The organism is Pseudomonadota bacterium (assembly GCA_023229365.1).
Taxonomy (GTDB): domain Bacteria; phylum Myxococcota_A; class Polyangia; order JAAYKL01; family JAAYKL01; genus JALNZK01.
Genome location: JALNZK010000006.1, coordinates 11,900 through 37,986 on the forward strand (window position 1 = coordinate 11,900; position 26,087 = coordinate 37,986).

At 68.8% G+C, this 26,087-nt stretch carries 27 protein-coding genes; 12 read left to right on the forward strand and 15 right to left on the reverse strand.

Annotated features, from left to right (window positions below):
• Nucleotides 1–8: 8 nt before the first annotated feature.
• Complete coding sequence (locus M0R80_05515) at nucleotides 9–647, forward strand: hypothetical protein (GenBank protein MCK9459076.1); 639 nt, start codon at nucleotides 9–11, stop codon at nucleotides 645–647.
• A 201-nt stretch (nucleotides 648–848) separates the two neighbouring features.
• Here the strand turns inward: M0R80_05515 and M0R80_05520 are convergent, their stop codons facing one another.
• Nucleotides 849–1,022, reverse strand: coding sequence for a hypothetical protein (locus M0R80_05520; GenBank protein ID MCK9459077.1), 174 nt, complete (start codon nucleotides 1,020–1,022; stop codon nucleotides 849–851).
• 192 nt (nucleotides 1,023–1,214) lie between these two features.
• Between M0R80_05520 and M0R80_05525 the strand changes: the two genes are divergently transcribed.
• The 4 genes from M0R80_05525 to M0R80_05540 all read left to right on the forward strand — a co-directional run bounded on the left by M0R80_05525 (nucleotide 1,215) and on the right by M0R80_05540 (nucleotide 4,837).
• Complete coding sequence (locus M0R80_05525; GenBank protein ID MCK9459078.1) at nucleotides 1,215–1,841, forward strand: response regulator; 627 nt, start codon at nucleotides 1,215–1,217, stop codon at nucleotides 1,839–1,841.
• A gap of 94 nt (nucleotides 1,842–1,935) precedes the next feature.
• Nucleotides 1,936–2,445 carry a hypothetical protein gene (locus M0R80_05530; protein MCK9459079.1) on the forward strand — a complete coding sequence of 170 codons (510 nt, stop codon included), beginning with the start codon at nucleotides 1,936–1,938 and terminating at the stop codon, nucleotides 2,443–2,445.
• A gap of 99 nt (nucleotides 2,446–2,544) precedes the next feature.
• Complete coding sequence (locus M0R80_05535) at nucleotides 2,545–3,111, forward strand: hypothetical protein (GenBank protein ID MCK9459080.1); 567 nt, start codon at nucleotides 2,545–2,547, stop codon at nucleotides 3,109–3,111.
• Nucleotides 3,112–3,214: 103 nt separating this feature from the next.
• Nucleotides 3,215–4,837 carry a hypothetical protein gene (locus M0R80_05540; GenBank protein ID MCK9459081.1) on the forward strand — a complete coding sequence of 541 codons (1,623 nt, stop codon included), beginning with the start codon at nucleotides 3,215–3,217 and terminating at the stop codon, nucleotides 4,835–4,837.
• Between the two features lie 73 nt (nucleotides 4,838–4,910).
• Here M0R80_05540 and M0R80_05545 read toward each other — a convergent pair whose 3' ends face one another.
• From M0R80_05545 to M0R80_05575, 7 genes are all read right to left on the reverse strand, one after another.
• Nucleotides 4,911–5,588, reverse strand: a complete 678-nt coding sequence (locus M0R80_05545; GenBank protein ID MCK9459082.1) for a TIGR00266 family protein — start codon at nucleotides 5,586–5,588, stop codon at nucleotides 4,911–4,913.
• Nucleotides 5,589–5,605: 17 nt separating this feature from the next.
• The gene (locus M0R80_05550; protein MCK9459083.1) at nucleotides 5,606–6,292 is read right to left on the reverse strand and encodes a TIGR00266 family protein; all 687 of its coding nucleotides are present in this window, start codon (nucleotides 6,290–6,292) and stop codon (nucleotides 5,606–5,608) included.
• A gap of 10 nt (nucleotides 6,293–6,302) precedes the next feature.
• Nucleotides 6,303–7,001: a TIGR00266 family protein gene (locus M0R80_05555; GenBank protein MCK9459084.1), complete on the reverse strand. Its 699-nt coding sequence runs from the start codon at nucleotides 6,999–7,001 to the stop codon at nucleotides 6,303–6,305.
• Between the two features lie 169 nt (nucleotides 7,002–7,170).
• A complete protein-coding gene (locus M0R80_05560; GenBank protein MCK9459085.1) occupies nucleotides 7,171–8,838 on the reverse strand; it encodes a methyl-accepting chemotaxis protein in 1,668 nt (555 codons plus the stop codon).
• A gap of 92 nt (nucleotides 8,839–8,930) precedes the next feature.
• Nucleotides 8,931–10,325: a hypothetical protein gene (locus M0R80_05565; protein MCK9459086.1), complete on the reverse strand. Its 1,395-nt coding sequence runs from the start codon at nucleotides 10,323–10,325 to the stop codon at nucleotides 8,931–8,933.
• A 7-nt stretch (nucleotides 10,326–10,332) separates the two neighbouring features.
• Complete coding sequence (locus tag M0R80_05570; protein MCK9459087.1) at nucleotides 10,333–10,773, reverse strand: hypothetical protein; 441 nt, start codon at nucleotides 10,771–10,773, stop codon at nucleotides 10,333–10,335.
• 116 nt (nucleotides 10,774–10,889) lie between these two features.
• A complete protein-coding gene (locus M0R80_05575) occupies nucleotides 10,890–11,327 on the reverse strand; it encodes a hypothetical protein (protein MCK9459088.1) in 438 nt (145 codons plus the stop codon).
• A 272-nt stretch (nucleotides 11,328–11,599) separates the two neighbouring features.
• On the opposite strand from M0R80_05575, the gene M0R80_05580 reads away from it, so the two are divergent.
• Genes M0R80_05580 through cheB form a run of 6 tightly spaced genes read left to right on the forward strand, consistent with a single transcriptional unit; the run spans nucleotide 11,600 to nucleotide 17,922 of the window.
• A complete protein-coding gene (locus M0R80_05580) occupies nucleotides 11,600–11,995 on the forward strand; it encodes a response regulator (protein ID MCK9459089.1) in 396 nt (131 codons plus the stop codon).
• The gene (locus M0R80_05585) at nucleotides 11,995–12,630 is read left to right on the forward strand and encodes a chemotaxis protein CheW (GenBank protein MCK9459090.1); all 636 of its coding nucleotides are present in this window, start codon (nucleotides 11,995–11,997) and stop codon (nucleotides 12,628–12,630) included. The genes M0R80_05580 and M0R80_05585 overlap by 1 nt, the downstream gene beginning before the upstream one ends.
• On the forward strand, nucleotides 12,627–14,006 hold the full coding sequence (locus tag M0R80_05590; GenBank protein MCK9459091.1) for a protein-glutamate O-methyltransferase CheR: 1,380 nt from the start codon (nucleotides 12,627–12,629) through the stop codon (nucleotides 14,004–14,006). The genes M0R80_05585 and M0R80_05590 overlap by 4 nt, the downstream gene beginning before the upstream one ends.
• An 18-nt stretch (nucleotides 14,007–14,024) precedes the next feature.
• Nucleotides 14,025–14,576 (forward strand): chemotaxis protein CheW, encoded by a 552-nt coding sequence (locus M0R80_05595; GenBank protein ID MCK9459092.1) that lies wholly within the window; start codon nucleotides 14,025–14,027, stop codon nucleotides 14,574–14,576.
• A gap of 22 nt (nucleotides 14,577–14,598) precedes the next feature.
• Nucleotides 14,599–16,848 carry a hybrid sensor histidine kinase/response regulator gene (locus tag M0R80_05600; protein MCK9459093.1) on the forward strand — a complete coding sequence of 750 codons (2,250 nt, stop codon included), beginning with the start codon at nucleotides 14,599–14,601 and terminating at the stop codon, nucleotides 16,846–16,848.
• Between the two features lie 15 nt (nucleotides 16,849–16,863).
• Nucleotides 16,864–17,922, forward strand: a complete 1,059-nt coding sequence (gene cheB / locus M0R80_05605) for a chemotaxis-specific protein-glutamate methyltransferase CheB (GenBank protein MCK9459094.1) — start codon at nucleotides 16,864–16,866, stop codon at nucleotides 17,920–17,922.
• A 414-nt stretch (nucleotides 17,923–18,336) separates the two neighbouring features.
• Here the strand turns inward: cheB and M0R80_05610 are convergent, their stop codons facing one another.
• The 7 genes from M0R80_05610 to M0R80_05640 form a co-directional block, all read right to left on the reverse strand.
• Nucleotides 18,337–18,606: a type II toxin-antitoxin system RelE/ParE family toxin gene (locus M0R80_05610; protein ID MCK9459095.1), complete on the reverse strand. Its 270-nt coding sequence runs from the start codon at nucleotides 18,604–18,606 to the stop codon at nucleotides 18,337–18,339.
• Nucleotides 18,603–18,794 carry a hypothetical protein gene (locus M0R80_05615; GenBank protein ID MCK9459096.1) on the reverse strand — a complete coding sequence of 64 codons (192 nt, stop codon included), beginning with the start codon at nucleotides 18,792–18,794 and terminating at the stop codon, nucleotides 18,603–18,605. Before M0R80_05615 ends, M0R80_05610 begins: the two co-directional genes overlap by 4 nt.
• Before the next feature lie 86 nt (nucleotides 18,795–18,880).
• Nucleotides 18,881–19,531 (reverse strand): START domain-containing protein, encoded by a 651-nt coding sequence (locus M0R80_05620; protein ID MCK9459097.1) that lies wholly within the window; start codon nucleotides 19,529–19,531, stop codon nucleotides 18,881–18,883.
• Nucleotides 19,528–20,559, reverse strand: coding sequence for a class 1 fructose-bisphosphatase (gene fbp, locus M0R80_05625; protein ID MCK9459098.1), 1,032 nt, complete (start codon nucleotides 20,557–20,559; stop codon nucleotides 19,528–19,530). The genes M0R80_05620 and fbp overlap by 4 nt, the downstream gene beginning before the upstream one ends.
• A 118-nt stretch (nucleotides 20,560–20,677) precedes the next feature.
• Nucleotides 20,678–22,690 (reverse strand): prolyl oligopeptidase family serine peptidase, encoded by a 2,013-nt coding sequence (locus M0R80_05630; protein MCK9459099.1) that lies wholly within the window; start codon nucleotides 22,688–22,690, stop codon nucleotides 20,678–20,680.
• 61 nt (nucleotides 22,691–22,751) lie between these two features.
• Nucleotides 22,752–24,167: a hypothetical protein gene (locus M0R80_05635; GenBank protein MCK9459100.1), complete on the reverse strand. Its 1,416-nt coding sequence runs from the start codon at nucleotides 24,165–24,167 to the stop codon at nucleotides 22,752–22,754.
• Between the two features lie 12 nt (nucleotides 24,168–24,179).
• Complete coding sequence (locus M0R80_05640; protein ID MCK9459101.1) at nucleotides 24,180–25,226, reverse strand: hypothetical protein; 1,047 nt, start codon at nucleotides 25,224–25,226, stop codon at nucleotides 24,180–24,182.
• A 126-nt stretch (nucleotides 25,227–25,352) separates the two neighbouring features.
• On the opposite strand from M0R80_05640, the gene M0R80_05645 reads away from it, so the two are divergent.
• Nucleotides 25,353–26,087, forward strand: a complete 735-nt coding sequence (locus M0R80_05645; protein ID MCK9459102.1) for a hypothetical protein — start codon at nucleotides 25,353–25,355, stop codon at nucleotides 26,085–26,087.

The following is a 26,087-nucleotide window of genomic DNA, read 5'->3' on the forward strand; positions in this document are numbered from 1 at the left end:
GGCACACCATGACGACCTGCGCGAAATGCGGCCGCGACAACGCCCCCGAGGCCCGGTTCTGCGATCAGTGCGCGGCGCCGCTCGCCGCTGCTCCGGGTCCGGCCCCGGCGGCCGGCGCGTCCGCGTTCCCGGCCTTGGCCGCGGTCGCCAAGCGGAAGAAGATCCTCCGCCTCGTCGCCCTGTTCGTGGTGATCGACGTCGCGGCCGTGATCGTCTTCTTCGCCTCCGGCGCCTTCGGCTCGTCGGTCGAGGGGGAGATCCGCTCCGCCGGGCTCCCGAACGGCGACTTCGTCATGGCGCCGCCGGCCTGCCACTCCGGCGAGCACGAGTCGTTCTTCGGCGTCTGGGTCGCCCCGGAGCTCGAGGAGATCGACGGCAGGACCGGCTTCCGCGGCGGGCTCAAGGTTCTGAAGAACCCGCTCGGCCAGTGGGAGGCGTACCTCGAGAGCCCGAACACGTGCCGCGGCTTCGAGTGCCAGGTGCTCCAGGTGAAGAAGGAGCACTGCCTGGTCTTCGACATCCGGGTCGAGAATTCGGGCACGATGGTCAACGACATCCGCCTGCGCGAGGGCCACGCCAAGCTCGAGTGCCGCTTCCCCGAGGGCGGAACGCTGAAGGTCGATCTGAAGTTCGGCGGCTGCGACTGACCATCCCGACACCAGCGGCGGTGTTCCGCGCACCGAGGCTCGGAACGGTGGCCAGGCGTAACCCATCCCCCGGCCCCTTCCCGAAACGGGAAGGGGAGCAGCCGATCAGATCCATTCTGATGCCTCCCCCTTCCGCTTCGGAAGGGGGACCGAGGGGGTAGGTTGGGACCGAGGGGGTAGGTCGGGACCGAGGGTTAGGTCTCAGTTGTTGTTCTTCACCGGACGGTACGGGTGCAGGAACGCCGCCATCGCCGACGGGCTGCGCGTCTGCGCGTAGATCATCCCCTGTCCGCTGAACTTCGCGACGAGCCCCTCGCCGCCGAGCAGCTTGCGCTTGGCCGCCGCGAGGATCCCGCCGCGCGCCTCGGTCTTCATCTTCGCAGTGGCGGACGCTTCCCCTTCGAGATGCGGCGCCTTCGCTCTTGTCCCCGGCGAGATCAGATGTCGAATCGTAGACATTGACAGCCGATATTCATCCTTTCCAAAATAGCGGCATGCATGTGGTTCGGCGTGATCGATCGGATTCGGACCCCCCCGACAGGATCGCTTGCCAGACGAATCCTGGTCGTGGATGACGACCCCCTCCTCCTGAATTCGATCTGCCGTCGGCTGGAAGGGATTGGCGTCTACAGCGTGGATCGCGCCTCGAACGCGCGGCAGGCGATCACGCTCGCGCGAAACAACCCCGATCTCGCGCTCGTCGACGTGGGGCTCGGGCGGGGCGAGCCGAGCGGAATCGATCTCGTGCGCGACCTGCGCGACGAGGGGTACCGAGGCCACGTGTGCATGCTGACCGGCGACGACGACGCGGGCACGATGTTGCGCGCGTTGATCGCCGGCGCGGACGACTACCTGCTCAAGCTGCGCTGCCGCCTCCCCGATGACGTCGAGGCGATGCTGGAGCGGCGAGTCGGGCGGCCGCCGCGCGCCGCGCTCGACCCGGAGGCGCACGGCCGGTTCCTGCGCTCGGCCGGGCTCACGAGCGATCAGATCTGCGTCCTCTGCGCGTACGCGGCGCTCGGCTTCCCGGAGAACAAGGCGCTCGCCGACCAACTCGAGATGACGGTCGCGGCGACGAGCAAGACGATCACGCGCGCCGAAGAGAAGCTCGGTCTGGAGAACCGCGCGCAGTTCGTGCGGCTGCTGACGGTGCTCTCAGGTTTCGGGCTGCGGGAGCGGCCCGGCGCGGGGTGAGGGCTCGGCTTCGGTTTCGGCGGATGGGGAGAGGTGACCTGCTCATGTCCTGGCCCGGGACGATGGGTTCGATTTTCAACCAAAGGAGAGAAGCATGAAGAACATCATGGCTGTTTTCGTCGCGTTCGCGCTGTTGGGCGTCGCCTCGGTCGCTGCCGCGACCTTGACCCCCGAGAAGGTCGGCTGGGAGCACGACGGGGATTGGACCTACACGACGAACCTGTCCTACAACGGCACCGGGTGCTCCACGGAGGACTGGGCCTGCGCGTACTACTACGCGCCGTATTCGGTCTGCGACGCCGACGGCATGTACGCGCGCGCCGACACCCCGAATAGCCTGTACTATTTCAACGCATACTATTCGATCAGCACAACAGACTGGACGACCACGGTCGACACCGAGGGATGCACATACATCCCCGGGGCTTGGCCCAACCCGGGTTCCTACCTCTGCCGCGGCACGGAACAGGGAGGATACAACAACTGGGACGCGCCCGGGGCCAACGACATCGACCCGTTCATGGCTTTCAATTTCAAGTATTCCAGCCCGGGAATCATGCTCCGGTACGAATTCGAAGTGAGATCCTGCAACTGGATAGAATAGTCTTCTGGAACGGGACACATCATGGGCAGGTCACCTTTTCTTCTCTTCGCCTGTGCCGTCGCCGCGCTGCTGACGGCGATCGGTGTCGGAGTCGCACTGGTGCACACGCGAAGCTCAAGCGGCGGGGAAACACAGCTCGCGAAGAACGGAATACCGGCGCCCGTCAGACCCGCGTCCACGGCGGGAACGGCGGCCTCGACCGCCGGGAAGACCGAGCGGGGGATCGACGTGAATGCGCTGAAGGACCGGTTGGAGAGCGCGAGGAAGCGCGATTACGGGTTACCCGGGGATGTGTACTTCCGGCGGGGGCCGGAGATCCTGGACGAGATGATGCGGCAGTGGGAGCCGGACGAGGCGTGGGCGGTCGAGGTCACGGCCGCGGCGCGGGAGATCTTCGAGAAGCCCGAGTACCGCGGGACGACCTTCGAGGACGTCGAATGCCGCGGCGCGCTCTGCCGCATGACGCTGCGGCACTCGGACGAGAAGGCGCTCGACTACTTCCGCTTCCGGGGGACGAACGAGGAGCCGTGGGAGGCGGATCAGATCGGGGTCCATCGCCACCTCCCGGACGGAACGATCGAAGTGACCGTCTACTTCTCCGACCCGGCCGGCGACCCTGCGCCGTTCAGCGAGATGTACGAAACCATGCAGGATGAGCAGCCGTAATGCCGGACCGTCGCTCGAGGTCGGGGCGTTGGGACGAGGCGCGACATCGCGGAAAGCGGTGGCTCGCGGAAAACGGTGCTACGATGGAGCGTGAGGCCGCACGTTGAAGTACCGATTCGAAACGCTGGTTCTCGTCGTCGCGCTGTGCGTCTGCTGCACCTGCGCTCCCGGCCAGCGAGACCACGGGGACTCGGGCGCAGCCGACAGCGGTACCGAAACCGAGAGCGGCGACGGGCCGACAATGACCTCGATGCCCGGGTGGAATCTCGTGTTTGCCGTGCGCGCCGGCGGCGACGAGAGCACCGATGAGATTCCCGACGGTATGTGGCGAGAGTCGGGGCTCGGGATCGAGCCTCTTGATGACGGATCGGTATACCTAGCCGGGCAGGTCGGCGACGGCGCCGTGTTCGGCGAAGGGACCGCGACCGAGACGACCTTCCCGAGCTGGGGCGTCGGCTGGTCGGACGGCTTCCTGGCGCGCTACCGCCCGGAAGGCGGCCTCGACTGGGTGCGCCGCATCGGTGGCGACTCCGAGGATCACGCCTGGGGCGTCGACGCCTTTGCCGATGGGTCCGCGGTGGTCGCCGGCTTCTTCGACTCTTTCGAGCTCGTGCTCGGCGAAGGCGAGTCGAACGAGACTGTCCTGTTCACGAACGACAGGAGCGCCTACGCGGCCAGGTACGCGCCGACCGGCGAGCTCGACTGGGCGGTCTCGTTTCCGTCGGCGGACGACTACGACGTTTCATACGCCCGCGCGGCGTTCGCGCTTCCGGACGGCCGGACGCTCGTCGCCGGGATGTTCTTCGGCACCCTCTGGCCCGGCGAGCCCTGGGAGCTCACCTCCGAGCCCCTGGGCTCTCCCGAAGGCGACGGAGACGGCTTCCTCGCCTGGCTCGAAGCCGACGGCGGCGTGCTCGGCTCCCGCCGGATCGGCGGCGACACGGAGAGTTACTGGGGGAGACAGTACGCCCTGTCCGGGGGCGGGGCGCTGTTCGCGGCGCTGCCGTACTACGGCGAAGAGATGTTCGGGGAGGGCGAGGAGCACGAGACGGCGCTCCACTGCGAGAGCGACCCCGGGGAGTGCGCGACCGCGCTCGCCCGCTACACGACCGAGGGTTCCCTCGAATGGGTCAGGAGCGTGAACGCGGCCAGGGCCGGGATAGCCGCGATCGGCGAGGAGAGCGTGGGGCTGGTCGGCTACGCGCTCGATCCCGAGTCGTTCCTCGCCAGCGAGCCAATCTGGACCGGCGTCTGGGACACGCGCTACATCGCCGTGGCGAAGTACGGCGCCGCGGACGGGCAGCTCGAGTGGGCACGATTCGCAGTGTTGAATGCAACACCGTGGTACTTCGGATATCCTGCGGTCGTCGGCACGCCGGACGGCGGACTTGTGGCGCTTCTGAGTTTTCAATACTCATTGGCGTTCGACGGGGACGATGCCGGCGCACAGGAAGTGATCGCCGACGGTGGAGCGACCGAGATGGCGCTCGTCAGCTTCGCGCCCGACGGGGAGATCCGCTGGGTGCACCGTCTCGGGGGGGCTGGCGTGGATCGCGAGACCAGCGTCGCTCAGCAGGGCGGAACGTCGTTGTGGCTCACCGGCGCCTACGGATCAGATCCGTTCGTCGCCACCTCGGGCAACGGCGACGACGTGCCGCTCCCGCTGGCCGGGTTGACCGATGTCTTTCTCCTGCGCTTCGACGCGATGTCCATCCCAGCGGAGTAGCGCGGTCGGCGTCGGGGCGAATACCCGCCGTGTGCAGGACATGTGCGGATGGCGGTGGGCGCTTCGGCGGCGCTCAGTTGTTGTTCTTCACCGGCCGGTACGGGTGCAGGAACGCGGCCATCGCCGAGGGGCTGCGCGTCTGGGCGTAGATCATCCCCTGTCCGCTGAACTTCGCGACGAGCCCCTCGCCGCCGAAGAACAGCGACTTGATGCCGCCGACCTTGGAGATCGAGTAGGTCACCGAGTCCTGGAAGGCGACGATGTGATCGGTGTCGACGATGTACTGGCCGTCACAGCGCTTCGGGTAGATCGCGCCGTAGGAGCAGACGAAGACGGTGCCCGGCCCGGTCGCCTTGAGCAGGAACATCCCGACGCCGGAGAAGAACCCCTTGGCGCCGCCCCACTTCGTGTCGAGCTGCACGGTCGGCGTCGCCGCGAGGTACGCGGACGACTGGATCATGAGCGAGCGGCCGGCCTCGAGGTCGAAGGCGATGACGTCGCCCGGCGCGCCCGGCGCGAGCATCACCCGCCCGGCGCCGCCCTCGGCGGTGAACGTGTTCTGGAAGATCGACTCGCCTCCGAGCAGCTTGCGCTTGGCCGCCGCGAGGATCCCGCCGCGCGCCTCGGTCTTCATCTTCACGTTGGACGACATGGACACCATCGCGCCGGACTCGGCGATGACGGACTCGCCGGCCGCGAGGTGGTAGTCGATGATCGCGAACTCGGGGGAGTGCTTGATCTCGTATGGCATTGTGCGCTCCTTTCCCTCTAGCCGTTCCGCGGCGGGAGCTTGGCTCCTATCAGGGTGCCGAACTCGTTCGGGTTGCGCGTCTGGATGTACAGCTTGCCGCTTCCGGCGAACCGGCACACCAACCCCTCGGACGAGAAGAATGTCGAGAACCAGGAGCCGACGCGCTTGATCGAGAACGACAGCGTCGGCTCGAACGCGACGATGTGCCCGGTGTCGATGGTGAAGTAGCCGTCGACCTGGATCTCCTTGATGGCGCCGAACGCGTTCAGGGCGAGCGGCCCCGTGCCGAACGCGCGGATCCAGAACATCCGGCCCTCGCCGAAGAAGCTCTTGAAGCCGCCCCACTTCGTCTCGATCTCCACCGTGGGCGCGGCCGCGAGGTACGAGGTCTGCTGCACGATGAGGTCCTGCCCGCGCATCTCGTACACCATGATGTCGCCCGGCAGCTTGGGCGCGAACGTCACCTCGCCCGGGCCGCTCTCGGCGTGGAACGTGTTGCGGAAGAACGACTCGCCGAGGAACATCTTGCGGCCGAGCCCCTTGAGCATCCCGCCGATGCCCTTGCCGGCCGACGCGGAGGTCTCCATGCGCAGGTGCGCGTCCTGCGTCACCATGGCGCCGCTCTCGGCCACGACCTTGTCGCCCTGGTCGAGGCGGCAGATGCACAGCGTGTAACCCGGTCCGAATACGTTTTCGAATCGCATGGCCGCCTCCTCAACCCTGCAGCCGCGGCGTGATCCAGCCGACGAGGCCGCCGACCGTGCGCGTCTGGATGTACAGCTTGCCCTGGCCCGAGAAGTGGCAGGTCAGCCCCTCGCCCGACAGGATCGTCTGCTTCAGACCCCCGGCGCCCTTGATCTGGTAGTCGAGCGTGTCCTCGAAGCCGACGATGTGCCCGGTGTCGACGATGTACTTCTCCCGGACGTCGACGTGCTCGACGGCGCCGTAGCAGTTTACCCAGAGATCGCCGGAGCCGGACACGACGAGCCAGAACGCGCCCTGGCCGGAGAAGAGGCTCTTGAGCCCGCCGAACTTCGTCTTCACGGTCACGTCGCCGGAGGACGCGAGGAAGCTCGACGCCTGGACGATGAGCGTCCGCGTCCCGTCGAGCGGGTAGTGGAGGATGTCGCCCGCGAGCGCCGGCGCCACGAGCACCCTCCCGGCGCTCCCCTCCGGCGGCTTGTAGGTGTTCACGAAGAACGTCTCACCGCCGAGGAACTTCTTCACGAGCGCGCCGAGGAAGTTCAGGATCGCGCCGAAGAAGCCCACCCGGTTGCCGCCGATGTGCGTCTTGATCTGCAGGCCGTCGCTCATGCCGACCATGGATCCCGCCTCGACGGTCACCTCCTCCCCGGCGGCCATTTCGATAGTCGCCATGGCGTACGCGGGGCCGAACTCGATGGTGTGCTGCATCTCGCCCTCCGTTCCCGTTCGTTGACCCTCGCCGGCGCTGTCCGCCGGCCGGTTTTCGCTAGAACGAATCTGCCGAAGTCCCGGTAATTTAGCATAGTCGGTGCGCCGCGCACGGCTGAAATCGCACGGGCGGCTCTCTGGCGGCGCGGTCGCCGAGCGGCGCCCCCCTTCAGATCCTCCGGCGGAACGGGGCGTCGGTCGGGGCGGCGGCCTCGTCGGCCGTCTTCCAGCGCCCGACCAGGTCGGACAGGCTCTGCAGCGAGCTGCTCATGTGCTGCGTGCTCTGCTCCATCCTGCGGCTGACGCGCTGGTTCTCGGAGGCGCTCGAGTTGATCTCCTCGACCGCGGACGCGATCTGGGTCAGCCCGAGCGTCTGCTGCGTGATCGCCGAGAAGATGACGTTCGCGAACTCCGAGTTCTCCCGGATCGCCTCGGACAGGTCGTTGACGATCGCGCCGGCGTTGGCGACCATCTTCACGCCCTCGTCGGTCCGGCGCTCCGCGGCCGCGGCCTTGCCCACCATCCCCTCGATCGCGCGGCGGATGCCGGTCAGCGTCTTCGTGATCTGCTCGGTCGCCTCCTTGGACTGCTGCGCGAGGTCCTTCACCTCCTGGGCGACGACCGCGAACCCGGCGCCGTACTCGCCGGCCTTGGCGGCCTCGATCGAGGCGTTGACCGCGAGGATCTTCGACTGCTCGGCGATCGCGTTCACCGAGCCGATGATGTTGCCGATCTCCTCGACGTTCGCGAGCAGGGTCTTGCTCCTGCCGGTGATGTCCTGGGAGTCGCCCTTGATCTTGAGGATGATCTCGCTCGTTCCGTCTACCGCCTGGCGCCCGCGGATCGACGCCTCGGTCGTCTTCTCTGCCGCGTCCACGATCTGGCGCGCGTTCTCGGCCACGCTCTTCCCGGCCTTCTCCATCTCCTCGACCGTCGACGCGGTCTCGGCCACGGCCGCGGCCTGCTGCGCGGCCGACGACGCGAGGTGGGCCATGGCGGCGGCGACGTCCTGGGACATCTCGGTCGCCTCGAGGGCGAGCACCTTCGTGGACACCACCTGCTCCCGGAGCGCCGTGGCCATCTGCGAGACGGCCTCCGACAGGTTGTCGGTCTCGCGGATCCCCTCCCGCCGGAGCGCGATGCCGCGCAACTCGCCCGCGGCCATCTGCTGCGCGGTCGAGGCGATGCGGTTGATGGGCGCGGCCGCGCGCCGCCCGACGAAGATCGCGCCGATGACGATGAAGACGAGGCCGAAGAGCAGGCCGACGATCATGCCGAGCGTCATGAGCTGCTTGAACCGGAGATAGTCCGCGATCGACTCGGTGTAGACGATGTACCCGGCGACCGTTCCTTCCGCCTTGGCGGCGGCGGTCGCGATGATCGTGTCGCCGACCAGCCGCGCCTCGTCGTGCCGGTACTGGAAGCCGCCCGGGAATAGCTGTTCCGCCTTTCCCGAGACGGTCGCGCCCGACGGGCGGTTCTTCAGGTCGAAAGCCAGGATCCAGAACCGATCGCCGCCCTTGCCGGCGGCGGCGGCGCCCTTGTCCTCCTTCTCCCAGGCGCTCCGGAAGCCGCTCAGCTTCTCCTCGACACCCGCGACGAGCGGCGCCCGGTTCGCCTCGACGTCCTCGCCCTGGAGCGGCATGAGCTCGTAGGCGATGTCCGTCGCGATGATGCGCGCCTTGGCGAGCGTGCCCATCTTCACCGCCGAGTAGAGCCGCTCCTGGAGCTGGCTCGAGAACCAGACGAAGGCGAGGATCAGGGCGCCGACGACGATCACGAGCACCGCGCCGACGCGCAGGGTGAGATTCACGCCCAAGGACAGCTGTCGTTTCATCGAACGCTCCGGTGTGCCGCTGCGGGTTTCCACGATTCCACGATTCCACTAAAGAGAACGCGCCTCGGCCGAAAAAGTTAAGCGCCCCGCGGCTAGAACGCCACCGCGACCTGGCCGCCGACGGAGTAAGGGTTGCTCTGGGCGAGGAGCTCCGACTCCGGCATCAGGAGCAGGGCGACGTCGAACTTCAGGATGACGAAGCTCATGGGCTTGAAATTGAGGCCCCAGCGGACCATCCACACGTTGTAGTTGTCGTCCGTGTCGTCCATAATCGAGCGCTCGCCCATCGCGTAGAGGGTGATCTTCTTGTCGTCGAGCCACCGCTCGAGCGGCAGGGTCCAGGCGAGCAGCACGTACGCGTCCCAACGGATGTAGTCGGGCTGGTACGCGCCGGGGATCGGGACATTGACGACCGGGTACTGCTTCAGCGGCCGCTCGATGTACTTGATGATCCCGCCGGCCCACTCGGCCTGCACGAGGACGCCCCACAGCTTGAGCTGGAAGTCGGCCGCGCCGGTGAACTCGCGGTACTTCTCCGTCGTCGTGATGGTGAGGTCGAACGCGTCGGGGTCGGGGTTGAGCTCCTTGATCGAGTCGGTGGTCGTTCCGTAGTAGCCGTAGCCGCCGAGGGAGATCCCGAACTCGTCCTTCTCGTGGGAGAGCTTCAGGCGCACCCCGGCCGCCTTGTTGTCGTCGAGGTCGAACGCCTGCTCGGTCGCGCCGCGGCCGTTGGAGAGCGTGACCGCGTAGTCGAGGTAGGTGTTCCTTCCCGGGAAGAAGCGGCCCTGGATCGCGATGCCGGTCTGCGCCGGCTGCACGGTCTGCCGGATCATCAGGTACGGGTTGTTGTTGGTGATGATGATGATCGGGGAGTGATCGATGTTCCAGATGCCGTACGGCGTGAAGTAGCGGCCTGCGGTGACCCCGAAGAAGTCGTACGGCTGCCAGACCATCTGCGCGCGCTCGATGAAGATGCTGCCGGGGTTCTTCGTTTCCGTGTTCCGCGGGTCCTGGAAGGTCGTGTCGTGCCGCGCGTACGGCAGGTAGCTCTTGTCCGTCCCGTGCGGGAGCGGGCTGAGCCCGACCTCGACGAGCGCGGAGAGCGTCTCGGTCATGTGGCTGGAGAAGTAGAGGCTCAGGTGCTGCATGCCGAACGAGAGGTTGGTGTCGATGATCCCGTTGAACGGGTCGTCGTCGGCGACGAACCACTTCTGCAGCTCCAGCGAGAGATAGCCGTAGACGTCGAACGTCGGCTGGAACTCGCCGCCGCCGGCGGCCGCGATTTCCGCGTCGTCGGCCGCGTCCATGCGGGCCTTGAGCTCCGCCATCTCGGCCTTGAGCTGCGCGATCTCCTCGCTCTGATCAACGCCCGCGTCGGGCGGGGGCGTGTCGTCCGGCGCGGTGTTCGCCTGGACGGCCGCGATCGGTATCAGGGCCAGGACGATGAGGGGTAGCGTTGTGGAGACGACGCGTGGGAAGCTTGCCATGGGTTCCTCATCCGGCTGGTATGACCAGCAGCACTTTTGCCGTCCCCTCCTTGAACTGGGACCTGTACACGTACCCGATCGCGCCGCGCATCTTGAACACCGCGCGGAGCGTGTCCCCGAACTCGGAGGGCGTTGACTCTCCCGCCTTGATCTTGCGCTCCTGCCAGTACGACTTCTCCTCCTCGGAGGTCATGCCGAGCACCTTGTTGCGGAAGTCGTTCCGCAGGCGGCTCCCGTCCGTGACGTTGAGGGGGACGACCTTGGCGCCGCTGGGCCAGCTCGTCCTCTTCTTGAGGAACATGTCGCGCACGTCGGCCAGCGACAGCCTGCCGGCATCCGCCGACGGGTTCGCGACGATCAGGATGTCCGACTGGCTTTCCGCGCTGGCCAAAGAAGGCAGCGCCAGAGCGATGACGAGTGCGGCTGCGACAGTTGTTGCGATTCTCATGGTGATGTCTCCCGGTGGTGCGTCGCCACGTACCGAAAGACCGTGTGAGAGGGCTGTAAATTCAGCATCCACATTGTAAAACCACCGCGCGCTCCGTGCGTTTTCCGGAGCGTTCGTCAACCGTTCACGCAGTACGCCGAGTACGCTTCCCAGTAGTCGGGCGGCATGCACAACGAGTCCGGCAGCCCGAACGTCGTCTCGAGATCGGACAGGAGGTCACAGCACAGATAGGGCGAGGGGCAGTCGTTCGGGCTGGTGCTGCAGTCCTGGATCAGGCAGACGTTCGAGTCGGGCAGCTGGGTCAGACAGAAGGTCGCCTGGTACTCGGCGCAGTCGTCCGGTCCCGTGCACGGCTCCATCATGCCGGTCTCGATCCCGCCGTCTCCGCCGCCATCCGGGCCGTCGTCGCTGCTCGTGTCCGAGTCCGTGTCCTCCGACACGCATGACGACCCGTTGAAGGTCTGGCCGACGTCGCAGCGCCCGCTGTCATCGAGGTGGCACCCCGCCGACCCCGCCCCGGCGGCGAGGAGCGCGCCGAAAAGGACCATCCACATGGGCCCTCCCGATCGTCTGCCCGGGATGACATGATTTCGTTGAATGATATATATTCTCATTTTGTCACATATTCCATGCCAGCGTCGCGCCTTCGCATAAATCTACATTTCTACAATGCACCTGTCAAACCGACCCCGTGAAAAAACTGCATTATTGTAGGTTTATATGTTGACGGTATTTTAATATCTTAATCCGACATGGTTGACTGACCGCAATCGACGGGGTAATAAAAAAAAGAGAGCCCCTTGCGATGGGGTGAAGCGAGCCCGAGATGGCCAACAAAGTCCTCATCGTCGACGACACCGAGACCATGCGCCGCGCCGAGCAGATGATGCTCGCGGGCGAGGGTTACGACATCGACGTCGCCAACGACGGCATCGACGCGCTCGACAAGATCGCGCTCGACCGGCCGGATCTCGTGCTCCTGGACATCATGATGCCCAGGATGGACGGAATCGAGTGCTGCCGGAAGATCAAGACCGACGACAGGTTGAAGGATGTCAAGGTCGTCATGGTCACGACCAAGAGCGAGTACGAGCGGGTCAAGGAGGCGTTCGCCGCCGGGTGCGACGATTACATCACGAAGCCCATCGACAAGAACGAGCTCATCACCAAGCTCCGCGACCTCATGAAGTTCGTGAGCCTGCGAGAGCTCCTGCGATCCTGATGCGATCGCCGAATCCCAAGAGCGCCGTCCCCACCACGGCGGAGGCGACGAACGCCGCGGCCGGTGTCGAGGAGATCCGGGCGTTGGAGGCGAGGCTCCTCGGCCTGAAGAGGGATCTCCTGTTCCGCGCGGCCGCCCTGGACGGGAGCGCGGCCTCGTCGTCGCTCGGCTTCATCCTCGTGCGCGCCGGAGAAGGCGTCTTCGCCGCTCCGATCTCCCAGGTGGACGAGGTCGTGGAGCTGCCGGCGCTCGTGCCGCTCGACGACGCCGTGAGGACCATCGCCGGGCTCTGCAACTACCACGGCCGGATGATCGCGGTCGTCGACGTCGCCGAGCTCACGGGCGGGCCCCGCACGGCGCTCTCGCCGGACCGCGTGCTCGTCATCTGCCGGGCCGAGGCGCGCACGTTCGCGCTCCTCGTGGACGAGGCGCTCGAGGTGGTGGTGGCGGAGCCGGGGGCGGTGACCCTCGCGGACGAGGTGATGAGCGGCGTCCTGCGCTCGGCCGGCGTGCTGCGGTTCGGCGACAGCGCGACGGCGCAGATCCTCGATCTCGTGTGGATCGCCATGGGCGCGCAGCTGGCCGCCCTCCTGCGATCGGACGCCGCGACGCCCCTTACGGAGAACGGCGCGTGACCCCGCAACCGGCGACGGAGGAGCGCGGGGAGGCGCGGCCGCTGGACGACGCCGAGTTCGCGGAGCTCACGGGGATCCTCGCGGAGCGAACCGGGCTCCTCTACCCGCCGCAGAAGCGCCGCGATCTCGACGCCAAGCTGGCGCCCCATTTCGAGGAGATGACGGCGCCGGAGCGGGAGGGCTTCGTCGCCCGCGTGCGATCCTCCGAGGACGCGCTGCAGGGCCTCGTCAACCGCCTCACCATCGGCGAGAGCTACTTCTTCCGCAACCGCCCGCACTTCAGCGCCCTGGCCGCCGAGATCATCCCGCAGCTCATCGAGGCCAACACGGCGTCGCGCAGCCTCCGGATCTGGTCGGCGGGGTGCGCGGCGGGCGAGGAGCCGTACTCGATCGCCATCCTGCTGCGGGAGAGGTTCCCGGAGCTCGCCGGCTGGGACGTACGGATCCTGGCGACCGACATCAACACGGGATTCCTCGGGCGCGCCAAGGAGGCGGTCTACACGAAGTGGTCGTTCCGCGGGGTCGAGGACCGGATCGTCGAGCGGTACTTCCGAAAGGAGGGCGCGGCCCTGCGGCTCGTGCCGGAGATCGCGCGCGCCGTGGAGTTCGGCAGGTTCAACCTGTCGCGGCTGCCGTTCGCCGGGCGGATCGGCCCGGCGCCGTTCGACCTCGTGATCTGCCGCAACGTCCTCATCTACTTCTCGTTCGAGTTCGCGAACCGGGTGGTGCAGGCGCTCTCGGACACGATTCGCCGGGGCGGGTTCCTCGTCGTCGGGCACGCCGAGGCGTTCCCGGCGCTCGGGGAGCTCGAGTCGGTGTACTCGAACGCGACGTACTACTACAGGCGGCCGGACTCGGTGAGGCCGCACAAGCTCGCGGCGGCCCCGGCGCACACGGTCTCGATCCCCGGCATCGCGGTGCGCGAGGTCGCGCGGCGCCCGTCCGTTCCGCCGCCGCCCGAGGCGGACGACCTCCCGCGGGACCTCGAGGCCGCGCAGGAGCACGCCGACACGGGCGAGCTCGATCGCGCCGGGGAGATCCTCGACCGGCTCGTGGACGGTCCGGGGAAGCTCGACCACCGGGTCCACTTCCTGCGCGCGGTCGTCGCCGATCAGTGCGATCAGACCCAGGCCGCCATCGAGAGCCTGCGGCAGGCGATCTTCATCAGGAAGGAGTTCGTCATCGGGCACTACTACATGGGCGTCATCTGCGACAGGGAGGGCGAGAAGAAGGCGGCGCGGCGCTGCTTCAGGAACGTGATGGAGACGACGTCGCCGCTCGCGGAGGACTGGGTCCTCGAGGAGGGCGGCGGGATCACCTCCGGGATGCTGCGCGAGATCGCGTCCGAGCGGATTCGAGAGCTGGAGATCGAGTAGGGGGAGGCGAGGGGCACGATGGGCGACGATTGGGAAGATGTCGATCTCGAGATCCTGAAGAGGCGCGCCGAAGCCCTGGCGCTCCCGCGGGCCGAGGGCGCCGCGGTGGTGGAGACCGTCGCGCTCCTGCAGTTCACGCTCATGGAGGCGGAGTACGCGATCCCGCTCGAGGAGGTCGAGGCGGTGCTCCGCATCGGCCACATCGTCTCCATCCCGCTGACGCCGAAGCACATCCCGGGCGTGATCAGGCGGCGCGGGCAGACGATCGCCCTCGTGAACCTCAGGCACTACTTCCACCCGGAGCACGAGGGGCTCGCCGACGCGGACTTCGCGGTCATCGTGGTCGCCGGCGGCAAGCGCTTCGCGCTCCAGGTGGAGGAGATCGAGGGTGTCGTCCACCTGCCGAGGAGCGATCTCGTGCCGGCGCCGGACAACTTCGACAAAGCGCAGGCGCCGTACGTGGTCGCGGTGACGACGGGTGGGTTGGCCGTCCTCGACCTCGGGCGCCTGGTCGGGACGAGCGAGCTCGGCATGGACAGCCCGCGCACCGCGGAGCGGGCTCGGCCATAGAAAGGCGACGGGCGAAGACGAAATGGGCGCCAACAGCGACCTCACGAAGGAGCAGATGGAGCAGCTCGCGGTCGTCTTCCGATCCGAGGCGCTCGAGCACATCAAGGCGCTCGCCGAGGTCCTGTTCACGCTCGAGGAGGGCGGCGGCGATCCGACGGCGCTGCTCGGCCGCGCCTTCCGCGAGGCGCACAGCCTGAAGGGGTCGGCCGCGACGCTCGGGTTCGAGCGCGCCGCCGCGATCACGCACAGGTTCGAGGACGCGCTCGGCGTCATGCAGAAGGATCACGGGAGGATCGAGAACCCTGTCCTCGACGTCCTGCTCGAGACGCTCGAGACGGTCCGTGCGTCCGTGGCCGGGAGCTCTCCCGGCGACGCGGTCCTGTCGCCCAGGGAGGAGCGCGCCCTCGAGCGGATCGAGGCCTTCTTCCCGAGGCGGAAGGCGTCCGTCCCGCCACTGGAGCCGACGGGCAGGGGCGCGTCGGCGGCGGCGCCCGCGCGCGCCGAGGGCGTCCCCGCCGCGGCCGACGAGCAGAAGGGCCAGGCCCGCCCGGGGCCGGAGTTCGTCCGCGTCGCCCAGGATCGACTGGACGCGGTGTTCGCCCGGTTCGGCGAGCTGTTCGAGACGAGCATCCAGATCGAGTCGCTCGGGCACGACATGCGGCTGAACGCCCACGAGGCGATGCAGATGGCCGAGCGGCTGACCTCGCTGCAGCTCAGGCTCGAGGGGTCGCCGCACGAGGGCGAGGTGATGGAGGTGCTCGACCACGCGCGCAACCTCCTCGTCATGCTCCGCGCGAGCGCCAAGCGGTTCGAGCAGGAGGAGCGGGCGCTCTCCAAGCTCATCCACCGCACGCAGGAGAGCGTGGGCGAGATCAGGATGGCGCCGGTGTCCGCGATCTTCGTGTCGATCCGCGGCCAGATCCGCGAGGCGGAGAAGCTGACCGGCAAGCGCGTGGATCTCGAGCTCGACGGCGGCGAGTACGCCGTGGACAGGTCGGTGCTCGACGCCGTCGAGGATCCGATCGGGCACATCCTGCGCAACGCGATCGACCACGGCATCGAGGCGCCGGCGGAGCGGCGAGCCGCGGGCAAGCCCGAGACCGGGCGGATCACGGTCAGCGCGCGGCACACGGGCGATGCGGTCGAGCTGTCGATCTCCGACGACGGCCGCGGCATCGACGCGGGCAGGATCCGCGCGGCGCTTGTCGAGCGGGGGAGGGTGGGCGCCGAGCAGGCGCGGGATCTGTCCGAGGACCAGCTCTACGACTACCTGTTCGAGGCGGGGTTCTCCACGCGCGAGGGAGTGTCGAAGGTCTCGGGCCGGGGCGTCGGGTTGGACGTCGTGAAGTTCACGGTCGAGCGGCTCGGCGGCGAGGTCCGCCTGAGCAGCGGCGCGGGCACCGGCACGGTGATCACGATGCGGCTGCCCCTCGCGATGTCGACCCTGCGCTGCCTGCTCGTCCGCACCGCCGGCCGCGTGCTCGCGATCCCGGCGGCGAACATCGAGAAGGTGCTCGTGCTCGACAGGAAGGAGATCGGGGTCATCGGCGGCGGCCAGGTCATCGTGTACCGCGACCTGAACATCCCGATCTCCGCGCTGTCCAGGATCCTCGAGCTCTCGCGCGACGGCGACGCCGATCCCCTCGCGACGTCGCAGTTCGCGGCGATCGTCCGGTTCGGCGATCGGCGCTTCGCGTTCGGCGTCGAGGAGCTCCTGGAGTACTCGCAGCTCGTCCTCAAGCCGCTCGGGGATCTCCTCGAGCGCGTCCCGAACGTCTCTGGGCTCTCCCTGTTCGGCACCGGGGAGCTCGCGCTCGTCCTCAACCCCGCGGACCTCATTCGCTCCGCGGGCGGCCTCACCGCCGAGCAGGCGAACGCGAGCCTCAGCGAGGGCCGCGACAGGCCGTCGACGGTGACGATCCTCGCCGTGGACGACTCGATCGCGACGCGCACGCTCCTCAAGACCCTGCTCGAGTCCGCGGGGTACCGCGTGCTCACGGCGGTCGACGGGCTGCAGGCGCTGAACGTGCTCGCGGGCAACCGCGTCGACCTCGTGATCTCCGACGTCCAGATGCCGAACATGAACGGGTTCGAGCTGACGAGCGCGATCAAGTCGCGGCCGAACCTCTCGCGCCTGCCGGTCGTGCTCGTCACGTCGCTCGGATCCGACGAGGACATGGCGGCGGGCCTCGCGGCCGGGGCGGACGCCCACATCGTGAAGAAGCAGCTGACGCGCGGCGAGCTGATGAAGACGATCAATCAACTGCTGTAGCCGGGACGGGGCACCATGCTGAGAATCCTGATCGCCGAAGACTCACCGGTCATCCAGCGCACGCTCCGGGCGCTCCTCGAGGGCGAGCCGGGCATCGAGATCGTCGGGGTGGCTGGCGACGGCGGCGAGGCGCTCAGGATGTGCCGCGACCTGCGCCCCGACCTCGTGACGATGGACATCTTCATGCCCGAGATGGACGGGCTGGAGGCGACGCGGCGGATCATGGAGGAGTGCCCGACGCGCATCGTCATCATCAGCGCGATGGTCGGCGAGCGCGACCTGTCGAGCTCCTTCGAGGCGATGCGCGCGGGAGCGATCGAGGTGATCGAGAAGCCGCACGGCGTCCTCGCGGGGAACTACTCGGAGGTGAAGCTGAGCCTCGCGCGCCTGCTCCGGAAGGTCGCGGTGGCGAAGCCGGCGGCGCAGATGTCCTGGCTCCGCCTGTCGCGGCAGGTCGAGGCGGCGCCGGCTCCGAGGGCGGCGGGTCCGCTGCGGCGGGTGCCGGAGGCGTTCGAGCCGGAGATCGTCTGCATCGGCGGCTCGACCGGCGCCCCGGCGGTGATCGTCGAGGTGCTCTCCAAGCTGCCCAAGGGATATCCGTTCCCCATCGTCGTCGCGCAGCACATCGCCAAGGGGTTCGCCGCGGGCTTCGCGAGCTGGCTCGACTCGGCCGTGCCGCTCGAGGTCAGGGTGGCGGACGGGCGCGAGGCGCTCCGGCCCGGGCTCGTCCTCGTCGCGCCGGACACGCACCACCTCGAGCTCCGGCGCCCGGGCGGGTACGAGCTCGTCCCGCCGACCGATCCCCGGCGCCACGTCCCGTCCATCGACGCGCTGTTCCGCTCGGCGGCGAAGGCCCACGGCGATCGCACCCTCGGCGTGCTCCTGTCCGGGATGGGGAAGGACGGCGCGGAGGGGCTCGAGGCCGTCTACGCGGCGGGCGGCGTCACGCTCGCCCAGAGCGAGGCGACGTCGGTCGTGTACGGCATGGCGAAGGTCGCCTGCGAGGCCGGGGCCGTGATGGAGTCGGTCACGCCGCAGCGGCTCACCGGGATCCTGCTCGCGTACGGGATGTAGGCGGCTTCAAGGGGGGCGTTCGGTCAGCCGGCCGATCCGCGCACCCGAGCGCCCCGACTCCCAGCGCCACCGCGACGATTTCAGAAAAACGACGCACCCAACCATGATGGCGGCGCCCCTCGACTTCGCAAGCTCGCTCACCCGAATCGGCTGCTCCCTTCTCCGCTTGCCGGAGAAGGGGCGGGGATGAGGCTGTGAAGGATCGCTCCGAGTCACGAAAAGTGCTCTGAGTCGTTCGGCAGGGCTCCTGCATAGCGAACAACCTCGCCGATGCGTGCGATGACGACCAGTCGGGCTGTCCGGACTTCGAAGAGGTTCCAGTCACGGGAGTCGAGAGCGCTCGCCATCCATGTCGCCTCGTTCTTCCCCTCGCCGAGTGACGAGCGAGCAGTCCCGACCCTCGCACGAGTCACGCTACAGATCTCGGTAGGCGTCCTTCCGGTGCCGGATGTGGATGACGTCGACGGTTTCACGCTCGTCGTCCACGGAATAGACGACACGGTAGTCTCCAACGCGGAGGCGAAAGAGCCCGCCGCTCGCGCGCAGCTTCTTGCTCTTCGCAGCGGGGCGCGGCTCGAGCGCCAGCGAGTCGATTGCGATGCGCACCTTGTCTGCCACGGACGCGGGGAGGCGCCGGTACTCCTTTGCCGCGGAGCGCGCGATGGTGATCGCGTACGGCGTCATCGCTTCTTGGTTTTCGCGCTCGCCTTCCCGGTGCGGACCGCGTCCCAGCTCAGACGGTCTTCGCCAACTCGCGCTTCCGCGATCATGGCGTCATAGATGTCCTCCCAGAGCTCGCCGTGTCGATCCAGGTCGACGACGACCGCGCGCCTACGGCCTTTCTCGTCCACGATGTAGCTCAATCCTTCCATCGACCGCCTCCGTTCCATCGACCGCACGTGCTCGGCCGTCGCGATGACTATACCGCGAAGAGGCGCTCGGGGCCATTCGGCGGCGGTCACTTCCCCGCCGCGCGGCGCTGCGCCTCGTCGCGCAGCTCGCGCATGATCGCCGGCAGGTTGAACCTCTGCGCGATGCGCATGACCCAGCCCGGGATGTCGCCGCCCGGATCGGTCACGAGGTAGTAGGTCACGACGGCCCGCTTCCCGTCCGGGAGCGGCTTCACGTCGATGTAGCCGTCGGCGCGGGTGACGCGGACGACGCCCTCCCGCGGCGGCGGCCCGTAGGCGGCCGTGGCCTCCCAGGTGAGCCGGTACAGCCCCTTTGCCGCGTCCATCCGGCGCTCGTAGCGCAGCGCGTAGTCCCGCGGCGTGACCACCGGGTACGCGAGCAGCTGGTAGATGTACCAGACGTCCGGGTCCTGCGTGGCCTGGAGGCGGTCGGCCGCCACGTACTTCGTGGAAACCCGGAACGTGTCCGGGTCGCCGGCGGCGTCGAGCACGATCTCGGGCGGCGCCTCGACGGTGCAGATCGCCTTGGCCGCGCGCACGGTCGTGCCCGGCGTCTCGCGGAAGCAGATCGCGATCCCGTCCGAGGTCCTTCGGATCAGCTCCCAGGCGGGCTCCGCGGCGGCCGTCGCCGCGCCGCCGGCCATCACCGACAGGGAGATCACCGTCAAGAGCGCCGGGCGCGGGAACCGCCGAGTCATGCGCTCTTCGTGGCCTCGGCGACCATCTTCACGTACAGCTCCACGTCGTGCTTGGTGCCGACGATGAACGGCACGCGCTCGTGCAGCTTGGTGGGGACGACGTCGAGGATCCGCTGGCGGCCGGTCGTCGCCATGCCGCCGGCCTGCTCCGCGAGCATCGCCATCGGCGCGCACTCGTAGAGGTAGCGCAGCTTGCCCTTGCCGGTCTTGGCGTCCGCCGGGTAGAGGAAGATCCCGCCGTACAGGAGGTTCCTGTGGAAGTCGGCGACGAGCGAGCCTATGTACCGCGAGCTCGTCTTCTGGTACCGCGGGTCCTCGCGGCTGCGAATGTAGTCCACGAAGCGCCGGGTCGGCTCGTCCCACTTCGGGTAGTTCGCCTCGTTGGCCGAGAAGCACGTGCACTTGTCCGGGATGCGGATCCCCTCGTGCGACAGCACGTACTCGCCGACCTCGGGATCGAGGGTGAAGCCGTGCACGCCGTGCCCGGTCGTGAAGACGAACATCGTGCTCGACCCGTAGATGACGTACCCGGCCGCGAGCTGCTTGTTGCCGGGCTGCAGGAAGTCCTTCTCCTCGCACATCCGCGAGCCGGCCTCGGCGCGGTGGATCGAGAAGATCGTCCCGACCGACACGTTGGCGTCGATGTTCGACGAGCCGTCGAGCGGGTCGAAGCAGACGATGTACCGGTCGCCCTCGTTCTCCGGGCGCGGCGGGTAGGCGACGTAGTTCTCCTCCTCCTCCGTCGCGATCCCGCCGACGAGCGGCATCCAGTGGAAGGTCGCCTTCATGATCTCGTTCGCGATCACGTCGAGCTTCGCCTGCTCCTCGTCCTGGACGTTCTTGGATCCCTGCTTGCCGAGCACGTCGAGCAGCCCCGCCTTCTGGACCTTCGCGGAGATCACCTTCGACGCGACGCCGACGCGGCGCAGGAGATCCGCGAAGACGCCCCGGCTCTCCGGGTACCGCCGCTGCTCCTTCGCGATGAAGCTCTCGAGCGTGTCGAAGTCATGCCATCCCGAGCCCGCCATGTCGCACCTCCTTCTTTTTGGACAAGGAGATCGTTATCACTAAAAAAAAAAAAGGATAGGGGGACGCGCGCTCCGGACCGGACGGGCAGACGCGCTATGTATCGAGCTGGGGCGGCGCCTACTCCGCCTTCGGCGGGAGCTTCCAGTCCTCCGTGAAGAAGCCGGTCTCGATCTCCGGGCGGCCGCCGAGGATCATGAACGCCCGCTTCCGCGTGGTCTGGTCGTCGTAGACGATGTAGTCCGCGAGGTAGATGGGGAGCCGCCCGCCGCGCTCCACCGCCTCCGCGGTCGTCCCGGCGCAGACCACGAGGTACCTGTCCGGCGCGAGCGGGTTCGGGCAGACGAACCGCGCCCCGACCCCGCGGCCCTCGAGCCGCTCCCCGCGCAGCTCGAGGTAGTCCTCCCCGACGACGATCGGCAGGCGCGCGCCCATCGCGGCGAGCACGGAGTTGTTCCGCGCGTTGCCGTACAGCACGACCGCGCGATCCCGCAGCATCTCCCAAGTGAGATCGACGTCCGCGACCACCGGGTGGCGGACCTCGGTGTAGTCCCACGCCGCCATCCAGCCCCGCGCGCCGAGCTGCGCCGCGCGCTTGAGCAGCGGGACGTCCTCGGCCACCTGCGTCCCGTAGACGTGCACCTGCGGATCGTAGTTCGCGTCGCCGATGGGGCCCACCACCTGGCCGGCCTTCCGCGTCCCGGGCAGCGGCGTCGCGCCGTCCCACTCCCGCCACCACGGGGTCACCGGGGCCGGGGCGCCGGCGGCGGCCCCCTTCCCGAGCCCGGGCGCGAGCGCGAGGACGAACGTGAGGGCCCCGCGGGGGGGCGGCATCCCCTCGTACGCGACGTGGCCGTCGATGCGCACCGAGAAGGGCGGCTCGACCGGGTTCTCGGCGAAGTGGATCGTCACCCGCTCCGCGTTCTCGGTCTCGATGTCGATGCGCGACCCGTCGACGACCTGCGCGACGAGGCGCGCGGGCCGCGTGTGGTCGATGCGCTCGTCGAGCGACATCCAGTGCTGCCGGACCGCCCGCGGCGACGCCGTGACGAGGCGGACCTCCGTCGGCGCGATCTGCCGCGCCCGCTTCTTCGCGATGTCCGCGACGAGCAGCGAGCGCCAGAGGACGTGGCTCAGGTCGTGCCCCAGCGCGGAGAACTCGTTGTACGTGAACGGGATGCCAAGCCGCTCGAGGAGCGCCTGCAGGGAGCGCGTCTGCTCGACGCTGAACCCCGAGTCCTTCACGCCGTGGAAGAAGCGCAGGTACGTGCCCTGCGCGTTCTCGGCGTAGGTGATCGCGGACTCGTTCGCGAGCACCGTCTTCTCGCACCTGCGGTGGCGGCCGGCCGCCTCGTAGTGGTTGAGCCAGTCGACCACGCCGGAGAGCGGCAGCACCGCGGAGAACCGGGAGGCGTGCTTGAGGCCGATGGTGTACGAGCCGATGCCGCCGTTGGAGAGGCCGGAGATCACGATCCTGTCGCGGTCGACGTTGTAGTTCGCGAGGACGTCGTCGATCACGTCGAGCACGTCCTGCTCGCCCGACCACCGCCAGCGGATCTGCCCGAGGCCGTCCGGCGCGACGACGATCGCGTTGGGGTGGCGGCCCGCGCGGTACTCGGTCCGGAAGTTGTCCCAGTAGTCGGCGACGGCGACCGTGTTGCCGAGGTTCAGCGCGAGCCAGACGTTGTGGTTCGACGAGCCGCCGTGGAGCGAGACGATGAGCGGGAGCCGCTCGGCGCCGTCGTACTTCTTGGGGACGTAGATCGAGTACATCTGCGGGAAGTACGAGTAGCGCGAGGCGTAGCCGCGCCAGAACATGCCGCGCTTGCCGGCGATCGCGTCTTGGCCCGCCTCCGCCGCCGAGAGCGTCTCCTCGACGAGCCGGGTCATGCGCCCCTCGTAGCCGTCGTACTTCGTGCCGTTCCGCCGCAGATCCGTGATGTACGCGTCGATGGTCGTGAGGCTGCCGTAGGTGAGGCGCGTCTCCCTGCCGCTGCGCACGGCCTCCCGGAGCGCCGCGAGCCGCTGCTCGAACGTGCGCGTCCCGGCCCCCGGGGCCGCGGCCGGGGCGATCACGGCGAGCGCGAGCGCACAGGTGCCCACCAGAGCCCGGAGTCGTCTCCGCCCGTTCATAGAGATTGGCTTACTAAATCGGGATCGTTTGGGGAAAAAAAAGGCGAGTATTTCCAGAGGGTCAGGAGATGATGAGGACGATCACGACCGTGAGCAGGAGGAGGGCCACGGCGCCGCCGACGATCGCGAGGGTCTTCCCCTTCGAGAAGACGTCGTGGTCGTAGCAGGCGAGCGCGCGATCGAGCAGCGAGAGGCGCTGCTCCGCGTCCTCGGCCTTCTCGGCGCTTTCGGCCGCAGCGCGCGCGAGCGGGGCGAGCGGGCCGTCGGCGCCGACGGTCGGGAGCACGTTCTCGCCCACCGCGGCCCACGCGTTCTCGACGTCGCGGCTCACCGCCTGGAACCGCTCCCCGGAGCGCGCCCGTTCCGCCTCGAGCTCGAGCTCGGCCTCCTCCGCCTTCTCCTTGACCTCGCCCTCGATCCGCCGGAGCTCCGCGAGCGACCGCTCGACCGAGTCGTGCTCGGCCTGCGCCGCGGCGACCGGCTGGGCGAGCCCCTCGATCTTGAGGCGCGCGGCGTCGATCCGCCCGCGCAGCTCCGGGCCGCGCCGCTCGATCTCGTCGACCTCCCCGAGCAGGCGCTCGCGCTCCTCGGCGGCCTTCGACGGATCCGCGGACGCCTCCCGGCGCTTCGCGACGAGCTCGGCGGCGTTCCGTTGCTCGATCTCGGCGCGCTTCAGAGCCGATTCCGTCCGGCGCAGTTCGCTCTTGAGGTCGTCGAGCCGCCTGCGGGCGCTCGCGGCGGCCTCGACGAGCGGGGCGAGCTCCTTCTTCAGACCCTCGAGCCTCGAGCGCAGGTCGTTGAGCCGCTTCTCGCGCTCGGACACGACGGCGGCGGAGACGCTCGCCTCCTCGTCGCGCCGCGCCTCGGCGGCTCGGGCCGCGCGGACGAACCCCGCCCTCGGCTCGCCGTCCGCCGGGTGAAGCGCCTCGGCCTGGCGCGCGAGCTCCGCGAGCCGCGACGTCCGCTCGGTCTGCAGCCGTTCCGCGGTCTCGGCCGTCTCCGCGCGCCGCCGGTTGAGCTCCGAGCGGCGCATCGACACGTGCCACCAGTACCTGACCGCGCCGAGCGGGCCCGTGCCGGGCTCGCCGTAGTCCGCGAGCCGCCTCGCGTCGCCGTCCTCGGCGGGCGTCGGCGCCGCCGGGGCGGCGGGCCGGGCGAAGGCGGGGTGGACCGGCGGCGGCGACCCTGGGAGCGGCTCGAGCTTGAGCGGGGCCAGGGGCGTCGCGTCGGTCCTCGGGACGGGCACCGTCAGCGCGTCGTCGTCGCTCGCGAGATCCAGGCCGGACGAGGACGCGTCGCCGAGATCGATCTCCATCCCGCCGAACCCGAGCTTCTTCGGCTCCCCGCGCGGCTCGGCCGCGTCGTCGGCGATTCGCTGCGAGGGCCGGTTCCGGACCCCGTAGGGCACCTCTCCGCAGTGGGGGCACGGCAGGTCGCCGTCGTCCCGGATCTGGAGGCACTGTGGGCACTTGATCATCCGGCCACCTGCTCACTCCCTCGTCAGCTCGAGGATTCGCGGCGCGTACCGGCCCGAGTCGACGAGGATCTCGCCGTCGATCGAGAGGCTCGTCTTGCGCCCGCTGAACGACAGCTGGCACGTCGAGGTCCAGGCCGCGCTTCCCGTGGCGACCGGGCGGCCCAGCGAGAAGTACGCGCCGGGGATGTACATGTCCTGGCTCGCGTCGCCTATCGGCATGAGGAGCTCGAAGTTCGTCCCGACGGCGAACATGCCGACTCGATCCACGTTCCGCCCCGCGCGCACGGTCGCGAGGATGCTTTCCGCGAGCTTCCCGGGCCCCCCCTCGAGCTTGGTGAGCCGGCCGTTCGCCATCTCGATGCGGAGGGGGTGCCGCGACAGCTCGACGCGATCGAACTTCTCCTCCGACGGCACGGTCCCGTCGCAGACGTACACGCCGTCGACGGCGGCCGGCACCGTGTACACCTCGCCGTTCGGCAGGTTCGCCCACTCGCCCGGCTCGATGACCCCGGCCGCGCTGTAGATAGGCTCGCCCGGATCGAGCGCCACGCGCACGTCGGTCCCGCTGGCGCTCGAGACGCGGATCTCCGAGGCGCGCTCGAGGCGCTGCTTGACGACGGCGTTCAGCTTCGCCACCCGCCGGTAGTCGGAGAGCATCCCCTGCATCATGGCGTCCTCCGTGATGCGGATCATGTGCGCGTGCCGGAGCTTGAGCGGCGCGACCATGCCGATGAGCTCCTTCCGGTGCTCGTACTCGCCCTCCTTGGGGTGGACGGTGTAGATGCTGGCCTTCGACAGCTTGAGCGCCCGGCCGATCTCCGCGGGCAGCCCGGTCAGGGGCCGGGGCGACCTGCGCTCGAGGATGAAGGCGTGACAGCGGGCCCCGACGTCGGCGATCTCCGCGAAGAGGGAGGCAGCGACGTGGATCGACGCGTCGTCGCAGACGAGCGTCACGACGTCTCCGGCCTCGATGCCCAGGCACGAGCGGATCGCGTTGCGCGCGCCGCGCCGCAGGGCCGCCGCCACCCGCATCGATCTGAGCTCCGCACCATCCGGCATCCGCCACGCTCCCGGGTTGAAAACCGCCCCATTCTTGCATGACGGCGAGAGGAAGGGCAAGGTCGCGGGAGCGGGCCGTGGTATACTCGGTCGTCGAAGAAACGACGGCTCGCGAGAGGTGAAACCATGGGACGCTACGAGACGATCTTCGCGCTCCTCGCGCTGTGGCTCGGCGCCGCGCTCGCCGACGGGTGCGGCGGCGACGAGTTCGAAGGGGGCGACGGCGGGACCGACTCCGACACGGACTCGGACACGGGGATCGTGGATGCCGACACCGACACCGACACCGACACCGACGCGCCGGACGGCGGGGACACGGATACGAGCGAGGCGGGCCCCGGGGAGCCGTGCTGGAAGGAGTCCTTCGGATCGTTCCACCCGAACGCGGGGCTGCCCGACTGCGTCACGGGGTACGTCTGCATCGGCGACGCCACGGGCGCGTGGTGCTCGGAGCCCTGCGACGCCACGGGCGACATCGACTCGTCCGACGGGCCGTTCGGCGGCTGGTGCTGCGCGGAGTTCTCCGATCCGTGCGATCCGTGGCTGTTCTGGATGCCCGCACAGCTCAGCGAGATGTGCGTGCCGCGGAGCGCGCTCCCGACAGGGGCGTGCACCAACGGCGGGACGTGGCCGTCGGACGCCGAGCGCTGCGCCCCGATCTGCGACGGGACGGATCTCCTCACCGAGACCGTTTGCCAGGCGGTGAGCGAGCTCGAGCGCTTCTGCACGTTCGTGTGCGATCCGCTCGACGACCAGTGCGAGGTGATGTACGTCGGCGAGATCGGCGACGTGTTCGCCGGCGGCTGCTGTGAGCTGTGGGGCGTGTCGTACCTCTGCACCCCGGCCGGGCTGTGCGGCTGA